Origin of the sequence: Streptomyces sp. NBC_01481, from assembly GCF_026339995.1 — a bacterium.
Taxonomy (GTDB): domain Bacteria; phylum Actinomycetota; class Actinomycetes; order Streptomycetales; family Streptomycetaceae; genus Streptomyces.
This window is the reverse complement of sequence record NZ_JAPEPT010000005.1, coordinates 252,645-267,246: the sequence shown is the minus strand read 5'-3', so window position 1 is coordinate 267,246 and position 14,602 is coordinate 252,645. Positions and strand designations below refer to the sequence as shown.

14 protein-coding genes are annotated in these 14,602 nt (G+C 68.2%); 9 read left to right on the top strand and 5 right to left on the bottom strand.

Going from position 1 to position 14,602, the window contains the following annotated elements:
• Window positions 1–72 precede the first annotated feature (72 nt).
• Window positions 73–573 carry a DUF5949 family protein gene (locus OOK40_RS27305; RefSeq protein WP_266486960.1) on the bottom strand — a complete coding sequence of 167 codons (501 nt, stop codon included), beginning with the start codon at window positions 571–573 and terminating at the stop codon, window positions 73–75.
• Between the two features lie 692 nt (window positions 574–1,265).
• On the opposite strand from OOK40_RS27305, the gene OOK40_RS27300 reads away from it, so the two are divergent.
• Window positions 1,266–1,457 (top strand): hypothetical protein, encoded by a 192-nt coding sequence (locus OOK40_RS27300; protein WP_266486959.1) that lies wholly within the window; start codon window positions 1,266–1,268, stop codon window positions 1,455–1,457.
• 150 nt (window positions 1,458–1,607) lie between these two features.
• On the opposite strand, the gene OOK40_RS27295 is transcribed toward OOK40_RS27300, so the two are convergent.
• On the bottom strand, window positions 1,608–1,847 hold the full coding sequence (locus tag OOK40_RS27295) for a chaplin (RefSeq protein WP_266486957.1): 240 nt from the start codon (window positions 1,845–1,847) through the stop codon (window positions 1,608–1,610).
• Between the two features lie 233 nt (window positions 1,848–2,080).
• On the opposite strand from OOK40_RS27295, the gene OOK40_RS27290 reads away from it, so the two are divergent.
• Window positions 2,081–2,491: a rodlin gene (locus tag OOK40_RS27290; protein WP_266486955.1), complete on the top strand. Its 411-nt coding sequence runs from the start codon at window positions 2,081–2,083 to the stop codon at window positions 2,489–2,491.
• 103 nt (window positions 2,492–2,594) lie between these two features.
• On the opposite strand, the gene OOK40_RS27285 is transcribed toward OOK40_RS27290, so the two are convergent.
• A complete protein-coding gene (locus tag OOK40_RS27285) occupies window positions 2,595–3,230 on the bottom strand; it encodes a vitamin K epoxide reductase family protein (protein WP_266487673.1) in 636 nt (211 codons plus the stop codon).
• 424 nt (window positions 3,231–3,654) lie between these two features.
• Between OOK40_RS27285 and OOK40_RS27280 the strand changes: the two genes are divergently transcribed.
• From OOK40_RS27280 to OOK40_RS27255, 6 genes are all read left to right on the top strand, one after another.
• Complete coding sequence (locus tag OOK40_RS27280; RefSeq protein WP_266486953.1) at window positions 3,655–4,065, top strand: rodlin; 411 nt, start codon at window positions 3,655–3,657, stop codon at window positions 4,063–4,065.
• Between the two features lie 322 nt (window positions 4,066–4,387).
• Window positions 4,388–4,621 (top strand): chaplin, encoded by a 234-nt coding sequence (locus tag OOK40_RS27275; RefSeq protein ID WP_323136122.1) that lies wholly within the window; start codon window positions 4,388–4,390, stop codon window positions 4,619–4,621.
• A gap of 242 nt (window positions 4,622–4,863) precedes the next feature.
• Window positions 4,864–5,514 (top strand): DUF4360 domain-containing protein, encoded by a 651-nt coding sequence (locus tag OOK40_RS27270; protein WP_266486952.1) that lies wholly within the window; start codon window positions 4,864–4,866, stop codon window positions 5,512–5,514.
• Window positions 5,515–5,685: 171 nt separating this feature from the next.
• Window positions 5,686–6,621 carry a hydroxymethylbilane synthase gene (gene hemC, locus OOK40_RS27265; RefSeq protein ID WP_266486951.1) on the top strand — a complete coding sequence of 312 codons (936 nt, stop codon included), beginning with the start codon at window positions 5,686–5,688 and terminating at the stop codon, window positions 6,619–6,621.
• 473 nt (window positions 6,622–7,094) lie between these two features.
• Window positions 7,095–8,306, top strand: a complete 1,212-nt coding sequence (locus tag OOK40_RS27260) for a pyridoxal phosphate-dependent aminotransferase (RefSeq protein WP_266486949.1) — start codon at window positions 7,095–7,097, stop codon at window positions 8,304–8,306.
• Between the two features lie 90 nt (window positions 8,307–8,396).
• Window positions 8,397–8,780 (top strand): hypothetical protein, encoded by a 384-nt coding sequence (locus OOK40_RS27255; protein ID WP_266486948.1) that lies wholly within the window; start codon window positions 8,397–8,399, stop codon window positions 8,778–8,780.
• A gap of 579 nt (window positions 8,781–9,359) precedes the next feature.
• Here OOK40_RS27255 and OOK40_RS27250 read toward each other — a convergent pair.
• Window positions 9,360–11,183, bottom strand: coding sequence for a phosphoenolpyruvate carboxykinase (GTP) (locus tag OOK40_RS27250; RefSeq protein WP_266486946.1), 1,824 nt, complete (start codon window positions 11,181–11,183; stop codon window positions 9,360–9,362).
• 277 nt (window positions 11,184–11,460) lie between these two features.
• Here OOK40_RS27250 and OOK40_RS27245 point away from each other — a divergent pair, with 277 nt between their 5' ends.
• Window positions 11,461–12,138, top strand: coding sequence for a hemolysin III family protein (locus tag OOK40_RS27245; RefSeq protein ID WP_266486944.1), 678 nt, complete (start codon window positions 11,461–11,463; stop codon window positions 12,136–12,138).
• Between the two features lie 387 nt (window positions 12,139–12,525).
• Here the strand turns inward: OOK40_RS27245 and OOK40_RS27240 are convergent, their stop codons facing one another.
• Window positions 12,526–14,538: a thioredoxin domain-containing protein gene (locus OOK40_RS27240; RefSeq protein ID WP_266486943.1), complete on the bottom strand. Its 2,013-nt coding sequence runs from the start codon at window positions 14,536–14,538 to the stop codon at window positions 12,526–12,528.
• Window positions 14,539–14,602: the final 64 nt, after the last annotated feature.

The window sequence follows — 14,602 nt, the reverse complement described above, 5'->3', positions numbered from 1 at the left end:
CCACAGCACTGCGGCCTCCCCCTTGTCGAAAGGGGGAGGCCGCGGTCGTACGCCGTCGCCCGGCCGGTCCCGTCAGCGGCGCAGCCGGCTCACCGGCAGCAGGATGTGCGCCGCGCTGGTGAGGGTGTCCTCGTCGCCGAGGAAGGCCTGAAGCATCTCCTCGGTGACGGGCCGGCCCGGGACCGCCTCGGGCCAGGGGCGGCTGGCCACCATGAAGTGCGCGTGGCCGCGCTGCTCGGCGGCGGCGAGCCACTCCTGCGGGGCGCGGCACTGGGCCGACAGATAGGGCATGTTGAGAACGGCGTACCCGCCCTGGACAAGCAGCCGGATGGGGGAGTTGTTCGCCTGCGTGGCGTCGTGCACGCTCCCGCCAGGTGTGAGCCCGAGCTCGTCGATCACGGCGAGGAGCGCCGACTCGCCCGCCTCGGCACCTTCTTTGCCGTCGCCGAGGGAGTAGGCGATCAGATAGGGCATGTCGTGGCCCTCTTCGGGATTCCCGGTCCACGCAAGCAGGGAAAGGGTGCCCAAATGGCCGCGCTGGACGGTGTTCTGGGAAGGGGAAGCAGTGGTCATGGACCGGCACCCTAATGCCCTGCCGACCAGGGGAAGTCAGCCGTTCACCTGGATGGCGGAGCCGGAGCTCCAGGTGCCGCATCGTGCGGCGGGAGCGAAACTCACCGGTACGTGCGACGGGGTCGAAAGACCGTTCCCCCTGTCCCCCCATGCCCTGCTCCGGCAGTGACTTCGCCCGCGGGCGCGCGTTGGCGGTCGTATGGCAAGGACCAACACCTCTGCCCGATGGCAGCGCGTCCAGACGCTCTCAGCCCCGAGCCCGGCGAGTCCGCCCGCCGGGACCAGCCCCATCTACGAACAGCTCGCCCGGGAGTGGGCCGCGGCCGGCCGCACCCTGCCGGGCAGGCCCGACGTGGAGTGGACCCGCCTCTCCCGCTATCCCCCGCCGGGGGGCGAAGCCGACCTTCTCCCCGGCCCCCCGCCGCGCCGGGGCTGGCTCCACGAGCCGCACCCGGCTTCCAACAGCTTTGCCACACAAGGCAGTTCGGCCCACTAGCGGGTGATCCCCGGAGCCAGGGTTTCTCCTCCGGACGGGACTCGTTACCCATATCGACGACGGCGAGAAACGCCGTCGGAGAAAGGGATGCGAAGAGATGAAGTACTTGAGGGTTGCTGCGATCGTTGCCGGCTCCGTAGCGGCGATGGGGGCCGCGTCTCCCGCGATGGCCGCGACGACGCCGTCCATGCCTCCCATGAGCCTCAACGGTGGTCTTGCCCAGGCCCTCAGCCAGACGCCGCTGCTGGACGGAGGCGGGTCCGTGGTGAGCGATGTCGCCGACACCGCAGCGGGTGTGAACGGGGTCAAGGGCGACGCCCCGCAGCAGGCCATGAAGACGGCCGGCGAGCTCACTCCCATGCTGGGCGGCGTCGAACTGGGCGGCTGAACCGCCCGTCTGTGGCTGTGTGTTCAGGTGGGGGTGCGACCGTCGGCGGCCGCACCCCCTCCCGCCGTTCTCACTGTTCCCGGCCGGAACCGCACAAGGGTGGCGCCACCGGTTCGGACCGATGGCGCCACCCTTGTGCGTGGAGCGAGGTCAGCCGTTCGCGCAGATGTTGCCGAAGGCCGGGTTAAGCAGGCCGATCGCGTCGATCGTGTTCCCGCAGACGGTGGCCGGCACGTGCACCGGGGCCTGGAGCGCGTTGCCCGACAGCACGCCCGGCGAGCCCGAGGTGACACCCTCCGCACCGGCGTCGGCGAACGCGGCGCCGGCCGCGGAACCAGCGGCGAGACCTGCGGTGGCCAGGATCAGGGCGGCCTTCTTGGCAGTCTTCATGGGAAATAGCACCTTCTGTTCGATGTTCTGCCCAACATTAGGGCTCACTCAAATCGAAACGGATTACCCATAGAGATGACACGGCCGACACCAGCGATGCCCCTGTTCGGCCCAATATCCCTACGAGCACGCAACATGGGGCCAATGGAGTGAACCGGAAGAACCAATTCTCAAAGGTGCTAGTTGTCCAGGGAGCTCCACTGGCGGGCATCCACGAGACTTAAGGACAGAACATGCTCAAGAAGGTTATGGCGACCGCGGCGGTCACCCTCTCCGTGGCGGCCGCGGGCGCGGCGATGGCTCCGCAGGCTATGGCCATCGGGAACGACACCGGCACGACGTCGGAAAGCGGCACCAACTCCTCGCAGGTCTACGGCAACGCGGAGACCTGGGGGGACATGAGCCCGCAGATGGGCCTCGTCCAGGGCTCGCTCAACAAGCCCTGCGTCGGCCTGCCGGCCAAGGCCGACGTCGGCTCGCTCGTCGGCGTCGTCCCGGTCTCCGTGCAGGACATCCCGATCCTGTCGAGCCCGCAGACCCAGCAGTGCACCGAGAACTCGACCCAGGCCAAGGGCGACGAGTCGCTCTCCCACATCCTCGACGACATCTCGGCCCTGTCCGGCAACGGCTCCGCCGACAGCTGACACTCGCCCCTCGGGGCATGAGCCAGCAAGCAAGACCCCGGCACCTCTTGCAGGTTGCCGGGGTCTTCGCTGTCTGTACCGGTCCTGTCGGTACGGGTCCTGCTCAGCTGGTCCAGAAGTCCCACCAGCGGGTCAGGACGAGCATCCCGATGATGCCGATCCAGAGCACCGGCGGCAGCCAGTGGAACTCCAGCAGTCCCTTGCGCAGCCCCTCCGGCACCTTGATGATCCGGTGCTCGATGTTGTGCAGCGTGACGTAGCAGAACATCACGATGGTGGCGATCCAGGCCAGCGAGCACCACAGGCACAGCGCGTTGATCTCGTACAGCGACTGATACTGCAGCCAGGCACAAAAGCCCACCCCGAACAGACACCCGGCATTGAGACCCAGCCAGTACCAGCGCCGGTAACGCGCCCCCGCCAGCAGCGCCACACCGATCGCGATCACCATCGAATACGCCACAAGCCCCAACATCGGATTCGGGAACCCGAACGCCGACGCCTGCTCGCTCTTCATGATGTTCCCGCAGGACACCACCGGATTCAGACTGCACCCCGGCGTGAAACCCGGATCCTCCAGCAGCTTGAACTTGTCGATCGTGATCACCCACGACGCCAGCAGACCCGCCGCACCCGTGATCACCAGAAGCCAGGAGAAGGCACGACTGCCGCCGATCGTGCCCTCGTGAGTCCTTCGCCTTCTCCGCCGCCCGACGAACACCGGTCCGTCCTCTGTCATTGTCATGTAGTTTTCACCGCTTCGATTGCGTGCTGGACGCCCTCATTGTGCCCCAATTCGAGATTGCTCCGATCGCCGAGAATTCATTCGGCAAACGGGTGAATACGGGTCCGGACGGCTCTCCTGAGGTGATGGAATGGCCGTGCAGACCGTGCATGGGATCTGCTCCGGTTGCAGGCCTCCAGCCGGCGACGCATTGCGTCGTGGGGCAGTCGTGTCTCCTGTTGGCATGGCGCAGCCGGGTGCCCGCGACGATCTGCTCCCGTCGGCGGAGGGCCTTCTGACAGGCCCTCCGCCGATATTGCATTCCGGACCGCATATCAAATCGTTGCGACATTCGGGTGAATGCACGGAACCAAACCCGTCGGGCGCAGTTGATCAGTCTGCTCCACGATCGATCGATCAAAGCGAAAAGGGACGAAAAGTGATCAAGAAGATTCTGGCGACTGCGGCCGTCACCGCTTCGATGGTGGGCGTCGGTGCCTCGATGGCTCCTCAGGCCATGGCCATCGGCAACGACGGGGGCACCACGTCGACCAGCGGCGAAGGCGCCTCGCAGGAGTTCGGCAACTCCGTCACCAACGGCGACATGAGCCCGCAGATGGGCCTCGCCCAGGGCTCGCTCAACAAGCCCTGCGTCGGCCTGCCGGCCAAGGCCGACGTCGGCTCGCTCGTCGGCGTCGTCCCGATCTCCGCACAGGACATCCCGATCCTGTCGAGCCCGCAGACCCAGCAGTGCACCGAGAACGCCACCCAGGCCAAGGGCGACGAGGCCCTGTCCCACATCCTCGACGACATCTCGGCCCTGTCCGGCAACGGCTCCACCGGCGTCTGACACTCGCTGCGACACGTGCACCCCCCGGGCATCGAGCGTTCGGGGGGTGCGCCTCTTTCAGGGCGTCAAATGTTCCGGTGAATGAGAAAATGACGCCCCGCGAAGCGGCAAGAGCCTTATCGCAAAGAAACTACTCGGCAGTTTAATAAACTGCCCGCGAGGCATCCGAGTGACTTCTCGAACTGGCGGCCATATTGAGGTTTCTTTGCGGGAATCCAATCGTTACCAGTCCATGCGGCGGTGCCCATGAACAGGAAACTGGCAGCGCAACGCGCGAAGGTCGCGCCTGCGTACGGGCACCACTGCTGAAAGGATCACACAGATGAAGCACAAGAAGGCTGCAGCCGTCGTGGCGGGCGTCATCATGGCCATGGGCGGCGCCGCCCCCGCCATGGCGGACGCGGGTGCGGAGGGCGCCGCCGTCGGTTCCCCCGGCGTCCTGTCCGGCAACGTGATTCAGGTTCCGATTCACGTCCCCCTGATCGCCTGCGGCAACACGGCCACGCTGATCGGCCTGCTCAACCCGGCCATGGCCAACACCTGCGCCATCGACTGACATTCAGCACCGAGCGGCCCCGAGGAGCGCGAGAGCTCACCTCGGGGCCGCCTTTGCGTGCGGGCCGGCCGTGAGTGCGGCTGGCCGATTACGGCCCTAGCCAGCCGTTCCGCCGGTACCTACCATTCAGGTCGATCCGGCTCTTCGAGAAGTGCCAAGAAATGTTTGAAGAGTTGACATGTCCATGGTTAGCCATGGCCTGTTCCGGGATGAACCCCTCACATTTCCCCGATGGGAGAATCATGTCCCGTGCACTTTTCGCGGGCGGCGCGACAGCGGCAATTCTTGCTTCGCTGCTGGCTGCTCAGAACGCTTCCGCGGTCAACCACACGCCCCCTGACAAAATCACGATCGACATCGCAACGGTCAATGGATCGGGCTGTCGCCCGGGGTCCGCCGCGGTGGCCGTGTCCGAGGACAACACCGCCTTCACCGTGACATACAGCGAGTACCTCGCGAAAGTGGGCGTGGGCGCGAACCCGACCGACTTCCGCAAGAACTGCCAGCTCAACCTGGTCGTCCATGTCCCGCAGGGCTTCACGTACGCGGTGGCAAGCGCCGACTACCGGGGCTTCGCGAGCCTCCAGTCCGGTGCCACGGCAATGCAGAAAGCCTCGTACTACTTCCAGGGCTCGCCGGATACGGCGGCCAGAAATCACCCCTTCAAGGGGCCACTTGACGACAACTGGCAGGCATCGGACTCCACGGAATGGGGTCAGTTGGTGTGGGCACCGTGCGGAGTGAAGCGCAACTTCAACATCAACACCGAAGTGCGTGTGAACGCCGGGACATCGGACCCCAAGAAAACGACCAGTTTCATGACGATGGACTCGACGGACGGTGACATCAACACCGTCTACCGGCTCGCCTGGAAGGAATGCGAGGAGTCCTGAGCAGGCTCTCTGCCCCGGCCGCTGTCTTTGCGGTGGCCGGGGCCGCGGGGGTCGCTCGGTGTCCCGGACGACTGGTTGCGTGCAATCTGGCGTGCAATCTCCTTGCGACAACACCGAGATGGGCGTGAGAACTGGGCGTTGGGGCGCACGTGACGCTCTATGGTGGATGCCATGTCCGCCCCTGAGCTGATCCGCATCGTCTCCCGTGACTCGCCGATGGCGCTCGCCCAAGTGGAGCGTGTGCGGACCGAACTGGCCGCGCTCCACCCCTGCATCGTCACCGAGGTCGTCCCGGTCAAGACCACCGGGGACAAATGGATGGGCGATCTGGCTCTGGTCGAGGGGAAGGGCGCTTTCACCAAGGAGGTCGACGCCGCGTTGCTCGCCGGCGAGGCCGACCTCGCAGTGCATTGCGTCAAGGACGTCCCCGCCGACCGGCCGCTGCCCGCAGGCACGACGTTCGCCGCCTTTCTCAAGCGTGACGACATCCGCGACGCCCTCATTCACCCGGCGGGGCTCACGCTCGATCAGCTTCCGGCCGGGACCCGGATCGGCACCTCCTCCGTACGCCGCATCGCGCAACTCGCCGCCTCCCACCCGCAGCTCGAGTGCGTACCGATGCGCGGCAACGCCAACCGCCGCCTGGACAAACTCGCCGCGGGCGAAGCCGACGCGCTGCTCCTGGCGGTCTCCGGCCTGGAGCGCATCGGCCGCACCGATGTCATCACCGAGACTCTGTCGACCGAGGCCATGTGCCCCCCGATCGGTGCGGGCGTCCTGGCCCTCCAGTGTCGCGAAGGCGACCAGGACCTGATCCACACGGTCAGCGGCCTCGGCGACCCGGACACGCACCGAGAAGTGACAGCGGAGCGCATGCTGCTCCACGTGCTGCAGGGCCACTGCAACAGCCCGATCGCCGGATTCGCCACCGCTGAGGGCAGTGGCGACCTTTCGCTGCGGGCGTGTGTGTTCGCCCCCGACGGGAAGAGGGTCCTGAACGCCCACGAGTGGGCGGGCCCGCTCGACCCCGCGACCCTGGGAACGTCGGTCGCCGTTGCACTGCTCCGTCAAGGGGCACGCGAACTGATCGACTCCATCGCTCACTGACCGGCTCGCGCAGAGCGCCCTCTTGCAGAGTCTCGCCGAGCTCAAGACCGTCGCCGGGCACGGCCAGTGGACGCCGACCTCTTCGTTGTCGTAGCGGAGAGGAAGACGGCAGCGCTGGGGTCGAGTACGGCAACTCTCGCCGCCTGAAGGGGGGATTCGCATCCCTACGCCGTAGGGGGTGCCGCTAAGAGAGTTGAGCCGAGATCGCGGAAGTGATCGTCCGGGGCGGGCTCCGGCGACCGGGGCCGCGCAGGGCGGAGCCGGTGTCGTCGGCAAGGTGACGAGGACAACACCGGCCCGTCCGCTCGCCGCTCTCGTAACGCAATCCGCAGGTGCAGGCACCGTGCCGGTGGCCCTTTCGAAGGGAAGCGGGCGCTCCCACCGGCCGATGCAACAAAAGCGGACATTCGTGCCACGCCCCGGTGGCCGTAAACACCAAGCGATCAGCTTTACGCGCCCGTAAGCTCACGGGCATGCAGGTGATCCAGTCGACGAAGCTCGCAAACGTCTGTTACGAAATCCGGGGTCCGGTCCTCGAGGAGGCGATGCGGCTTGAGGCAGCAGGTCATCGCATCCTCAAGCTCAACACCGGCAACCCCGCAGCCTTCGGTTTCGAGTGCCCGCCCGAGATCCTGGAGGACATCCTCCGCAATCTCGGCGACGCGCACGGCTACGGCGACGCGAAGGGCCTGCTGTCCGCACGCCGCGCGGTGATGCAGCACTACCAGACCAAGGGCATCGACCTCGACGTCGAGGACATCTACCTCGGCAACGGCGCCTCCGAGCTGATCCAGATGTCGATGCAGGCGCTGCTCGACGACGGCGACGAGGTGCTCGTACCTGCCCCGGACTATCCGCTGTGGACCGCGTGCGTGTCGCTCGCGGGCGGCACCGCCGTGCACTACCGCTGCGACGAGCAGGCCGACTGGATGCCCGATCTCGCGGACATCGAGCGGAAGATCACCGACCGCACCAAGGCGATCGTGATCATCAACCCGAACAACCCCACGGGCGCGGTGTACAGCGAGGAGATGCTCCGCGGCCTCACCGAGATCGCCCGCCGGCACAACCTGATCGTCTGCTCCGACGAGATCTACGACAAGATCCTCTACGACGGCGCCACGCACACGCCGACCGCCGCGATCGCGCCGGACCTGATGGTCCTGACCTTCAACGGGCTGTCGAAGAACTACCGGGTCGCCGGGTACCGCTCCGGCTGGATGGCCGTCTGCGGCCCGAAGGCGCATGCCGCCTCGTACATCGAGGGCCTGACCATCCTCGCCAATATGCGCCTGTGCGCGAACATGCCCTCGCAGCACGCGGTCGCCACCGCGCTGGGCGGCCGGCAGTCGATCGAGGACCTCGTCCTGCCGGGCGGGCGGATCCTGGAGCAGCGGGACGTCGCGTACGACCTGCTCACCCAGATCCCGGGCGTGACCTGCGTCAAGCCGAAGGGTGCGCTGTATCTGTTCCCGCGGCTCGACCCCAAGGTCTACAAAGTCAAGGACGACCGCCAGATGGTGCTCGACCTGCTGCGCGCCGAAAAGATCATGGTCGTGCACGGTACGGGCTTCAACTGGCCGGAGCCCGATCACTTCCGGATCGTGACGCTGCCCGCGGCGAAGGAGCTGGCGGACGCGGTGACGCGGATCGGGACGTTCCTGGACGGATACAGCCAGCCCTGAGGTATCTCGCCCGATTGCCGGATCCAGCTCAACTTTAGACGGAATCCAAGCTAGGATGGTCTCCTGACGACCCACGCAGGAGGCCATCCCATGTACGAGCCGATCCGCACCAAGTCGGTCCATCGCATGCAGGCCGACGCGCAGGCCGACTACCCGCACCGCAGTCGCGAGGAAGAGCTGGACATCCAGCTCGCGGGCCACCTGTCCGCGCTCCTCGCCGTGACCGACGAACTGGGCCTCGACGAGGCCGCCGAGCGCATCGCCGAGCAGGTCGCCCGGCTGCGCGGCGCGCCGCCCGCCCGCCACGCCGGCCTCAGCGCCGCCGACACCGGCGTCCTCCACCGCCGCGCCCACGACATCGCGGGCCGCGCCCTCGTCGTCGCGGCATCCCGCGCCGACACCGCCGCCGCGATCCTCGCGGCCGAGCGGATGGACGTGCACTCCGCCGCCCTCGCACCGGCAGGCGCCCACTGACGGCCCCGGTCCGCGTGCCGAGGAGGCGCACGGACCGGGTGCCACCTATGTCACCGCCACCTGCGTCACCGCGATCCACGCCACGAATCCCGGCGCGGCGGCTGTGACCGCGTGCCGCTGACCTCTGGTCGCCGCAACCATCAATTGAGGAACCCGGACGGCGACCAGCCAGGTCCGCGAGAGCGGCGCCGGTTTAGGGCCTGTCGTTCGGATCTTGCCGGGTTCGCGTGGCCTGGCACGCACTCCCCCGTAGCCCTTCGGGCACGGGAGGTGCCCCCATGCCGCGTTGCGTCAGTCGCCGACGCTCCGCGTCGGCTCTCCCCCTGCCTTCGGCGGGGGGACCCCATCCTCCGGCCTGCGATCGCACGCACCACAGTGACATCAGCCGCTCCGCGGCGGGCCGCTCACTGATCCGGCCTGATCCAAACGACAGGCCCTAGGCGCAAAAAAACAGGTCCGGCCCCCGGAGCCGTGAGGGGGCTCCGGGGGCCGGGGACGCGGCGGGTCGTTTGACCCCACAGGTCAGGGCGGATGTCAGGCAGGCCCGCCGCGACGTTTCCTCAGGTGGACGCCGAGCACTCAGCCGAGACGCGAGACCAGCGCGCGGTACTCGTCCCACAGCTCCTTCGGCGCGTGGTCACCGAAGGTGTTGAGGTGCTCGGGGATCAGCGCCGCCTCCTCGCGCCAGACGTCCTTGTCGACCTTGAGCAGGAAGTCCAGGTCCGCCTCGGGCAGATCAAGGCCGTCCGTGTCGAGCGCCTCACGCGTCGGCAGGATGCCGATAGGCGTCTCGACGCCCTCGGCCTTGCCCGCCAGGCGCTCCACGATCCACTTCAGGACGCGGCCGTTCTCGCCGAAGCCGGGCCAGACGAACTTGCCCTCGTCGTTCTTGCGGAACCAGTTCACGTAGTAGATCTTCGGCAGCTTGGACGCGTCCGCGTTCTTGCCGACCTTGAGCCAGTGGCCCATGTAGTCGCCCATGTTGTAGCCGCAGAACGGCAGCATCGCGAACGGGTCGCGGCGCAGCTCGCCGACCTTGCCCTCGGCGGCGGCGGTCTTCTCGGAGGCGACGTTCGCACCGAGGAAGACACCGTGCTGCCAGTCGAAGGACTCGGTCACCAGCGGGACAGCGCTGGCGCGGCGGCCGCCGAAGAGGATCGCCGAGATCGGCACACCCTTCGGGTCCTCCCACTCCGGCGCGATGATCGGGCACTGCCCGGCCGGGACGGTGAAGCGGGCGTTGGGGTGGGCGGCCGGGGTCTCGGACTGGGGCGTCCAGTCGTTGCCCTTCCAGTCGGTGAGGTGCGCGGGCAGCTCTTCAGTCATGCCCTCCCACCACACGTCGCCGTCGTCGGTCAGTGCGACGTTGGTGAAGACGGAGTTGCCCCACATGGTCTTCATGGCGTTGGCGTTGGTGTGCTCACCGGTGCCGGGCGCGACGCCGAAGAAGCCCGCCTCGGGGTTGATCGCGTACAGCCGGCCGTCCTCGCCGAAGCGCATCCAGGCGATGTCGTCGCCGATGGTCTCCACGGTCCAGCCGGAGATCGTGGGCTCCAGCATGGCGAGGTTGGTCTTGCCGCAGGCGCTCGGGAAGGCCGCGGTGACGTACTTGGGCTCACCCTGCGGCGGGGTGAGCTTGAGGATCAGCATGTGCTCGGCGAGCCAGCCCTCGTCGCGCGCCATGACGGAGGCGATGCGCAGCGCGTAGCACTTCTTGCCGAGCAGGGCGTTGCCGCCGTAGCCCGAGCCGTACGACCAGATCTCGCGCGTCTCGGGGAAGTGCGAGATGTACTTGGTGGAGTTGCAGGGCCAGGGGACGTCCTGCTCGCCCTCGGCGAGGGGCGCGCCCAGCGTGTGCACGGCCTTGACGAAGAAGCCGTCGGAGCCGAGCTCGTCGAGGACGGGCTGTCCCATGCGGGTCATCGTGCGCATGGAGACGGCGACGTACGCGGAGTCGGTGATCTCGACGCCTATCGCGGAGAGGTCGGAGCCGAGCGGGCCCATGCAGAACGGCACCACGTACATCGTCCGGCCGCGCATCGAGCCGCGGAAGATGCCCTTCTCACCGGCGAAGATCTCCTTCATCTCCGCGGGAGCCTTCCAGTGGTTCGTCGGGCCCGCGTCCTCCTCCTTCTCGGAGCAGATGAAGGTGCGGTCCTCGACGCGCGCGACGTCGGTCGGGTCGGACGCGGCGTAGTAGGAGTTCGGGCGCTTGATCGGGTCCAGCTTCTTGAAGGTGCCCTTGGCGACGAGCTCCTCGCACAGGCGCTCGTACTCGGCCTCGGATCCGTCACACCAGACGACGCTGTCCGGCTGCGTGATTGCTGCGATCTCGTCGACCCAGGAGATGAGCTCCTGGTGGTTGCTGGGGACGGTGCTGGGAGCCGCGATGTCGCGCGCCACGATCGCTCCTAAGTGAGGGATATGAAGGTTGATGCCCCGTGGGGGCTGCGACCCGGATGCTTCGGTCCCTTGCTCTTCTGGCGCTCATCCGGTGCCGACCGCACTCATCTGATCATCGGTGCCCTGTGCGCATATGTCCAGAGGACCTCTCACGTGAGCATCGCCACTCGCAATCCCGCCACCCCCCGCCGAGCGTTTAGGCCATGGCGGTGTGAGGCTTGTAACGAGGCCCGCAGACGGCCTCGTTACCTACGGTTGCGTAGGTAACATCCACGCCATGACCTCTGCCGTGCCGGAAGCGACCGACATAGAGCCCACACCGCACAAACCGCGGCTGCGCGGCTGGCTGCACGCCGGGATGTTTCCCGCCGTCCTGGTCGCCGGGCTCGTGCTCACGGCGCTGGCCGACACCACCAAGGCCCGGGTCGCCTGCGCGATCTACGTCTTCACCGCGTGCCTGCTCTTCGGGGTGAGCGCGCTCTACCACCGCGGCAACTGGGGCCCGCGCGGCGAGGCCGTACTGCGCCGCCTCGACCACGCCAATATCTTCCTGATCATCGCGGGCACGTACACGCCGCTGACGATGCTCCTGCTCCCCGCTTCCACCGGCCGGACGCTGCTGTGGGCGGTCTGGGCGGCGGCCGTGGCGGGCATCACCTTCCGGGTCTTCTGGGTGGGTGCCCCGCGCTGGCTCTACACCCCCTGCTACATCGCGATGGGCTGGGCGGCCGTCTTCTTCCTGCCCGACTTCATGCGCGCCGGCGGGATCGCGGTGCTTGTCCTGGTGATCGTCGGCGGGCTGCTCTACAGCGCGGGCGGCGTGATCTACGGAATGAAGCGGCCGAACCCCTCCCCCCGGTGGTTCGGCTTCCACGAGGTCTTCCACTCCTTCACGCTCGCGGCTTTCGTCGTGCACTACGTGGGGATCTCGCTGGTGGCGTACCAGCACTCCTGACGCGCTCGGCACCTCCTTCGCCGAACGGCCCGTGGCACCCGCCACGGGCCGTTCGGCGTTTCCGCACCCGACGCCGCGTTGACATCATGATCGCGCTGCTGGACCGGGCGCTGACGACGATCCAGGGCGGGCTGCGGCTCTGACCGGGGGTGTTCCCCTACCCCGCCCCTTCCCTGAACTGGGGCTCCGCCCCAGACCCGTTCGGGGGCTCCGCCCCAGACCCCCGCGCCTCAAACGCCGGCGAGGCTGGATGTGCGGCGTTTGAGGACATGCGGCCGAAGGTCGCACACGGGGAGGTTGGGGGTCCCCCCGGACGGAGTCTGGGGGGAGGGCGGGTAGGGGACAAGGCCCGCCGCAGGCGCCTACCGCACCGCGCCCCCGTCGGCCTCAGCGGCCGCCGAGCTGCCCGGCAAGCTCAGCCGGGTCCGTCGTGGGCATCCGGCACGCGAAATTCCGGCAGACGTACGCCGCCGGGCCGCCGTCCACCAGGTGGCGCTCCCGCAGCAACGGGAACTCCTCACTGTCCTGTTCGCCCACCGCGACCACCGCGCCGGGAGCCTGCGCCAGCAGCGCCGTACGGTGCAACTCCCGCGTCGCCGCGTCGCCTTGGGGCCCGACCACGGCCACCTCACGCGGCCCGTCGAGCAGCGCCTCCGCGACCGCCAGCCCCCAGCCGATGAAGCGCGGCGCCCGCGGGCCGAGCGCCTTCACCACACCCAACGCGCCCTCCGCAGCCGTGCGATGAGCCTCCGAGCCGGTGTGCGCCGCATACGAAAGCAGGGCACCGGCCGCCGCCGTCCAGCCCGACGGGGTCGCGTTGTCCGTCGGATCCTGCGGACGGCGGATCAACGGCTCGGCATCATGAGCCGTGTCGTACAACGCCCCGCCCTCCGCCACGAACTGGTCGATGACGATGTCCAGCAGGAAGCCCGCGAACTCCAGCCACACCCCCTCCCCGGTCACACCCGCGAGCGCCAGGAAGCCCTCGGCGACATCCGCGTAGTCCTCAAGCACCCCGGCGTGCGCGCCGGGCCGGCCGTCCTTGGACGTACGGGCCAGCCGCGCGCCGTTGTCCATGTGCAGCCGCACCAACAGATCGGCGGCCTCGGTGGCCCGCTCGACGAGATCCGGACGCTCGAAGTACGCACCCACCTCGGCGAGCGCCGCGATCGCCAGACCGTTCCACGCGGCGACCACCTTGTCGTCCCGCCCCGGACGCGCCCGCAGCGCCCGCGCTGCGAGCAGCCGCTCCTTGACCGACGGATCCACCTCGCCGTCCGGGAGTTGCAGGACCGACGCGCCCTCCTCGAAGGTCCCCTCCTCCGTCACCCCGAACAGCTCGACGGCCCGCTGCCCGTCATTCTCGCCCAGCACCTCACGCAGCTGCTGGGGCGTCCACACATAGAACGCGCCCTCGACATGCCTGCCCGTGCCGTCATCGCTGTCCGCGTCCAGCGCCGAGGCGAACCCGCCCTCGGCCGTACGCAGCTCCCGCACCATGAAGTCCGCGGTCTCCAGCGCCACCCGCCGGGCCAGCTCCGAACCGGTCGCCCGCCACAGATGCGCGTACACCCGGCACAGCAGGGCGTTGTCGTAGAGCATCTTCTCGAAGTGCGGCACCACCCACTCACGGTCCACCGAATACCGCGCAAAACCCCCGCCGAGCTGGTCGTAGATCCCACCGCGGGCCATCGCCGCACAGGTCTCGGCGGCCATCTGCAGCGCCCCGTCGGACCCGGTCCGGGCGTAGTGGCGCAGCAGGAACTCCACAGCCATGGACGGCGGGAACTTGGGCGCGCCGCCGAAGCCGCCGCTCCGCTCGTCGTACTCACGGGTAAGCCCGAGCAGCGCCTGCGCCAGCTCCTCCTCACCGGGCACACCCTCCCCGCCGTACGCGAGCGAACGCCCGGCCAGATCCCGGACGATCTTCCCGGCGACCTCACCGACCTCGTCGCGCCGCTCGGCCCAGGCGGCGGCGACGCCTTCGAGGATCTGCCGGAAGGAGGCCATGCCGTGCCGCGGCTCGGGCGGGAAGTACGTACCGAAGTAGAAGGGCTCACCGTCCGCGGTGAGGAAGACGGTCATGGGCCAGCCGCCCTGCCCGGTGGCGGCCTGCACGGCCTCCATGTAGACGGCGTCGACGTCGGGGCGCTCCTCGCGGTCGACCTTGACCGGGACGAAGTGCTCGTTCACATACGCCGCGGTCTCGTCGTCCTCGAAGGACTCGTGAGCCATGACATGACACCAGTGGCAGCTCGAGTAGCCGACGCTCAGCAGCACCGGCACCCCGCGCTTGCGCGCCTCCTCGAAGGCCTCGCCCGACCACGGCCACCAGTCGACCGGGTTGTCGGCGTGTTGCAAGAGGTAGGGGGAAGTCTCATGGGCGAGGCGGTTCGGCATGTACTCATCCTCTCTCAGGTGAGGATGATCGTCAGAGTCTCTCGCGCTGACGCGCCGTACGCAG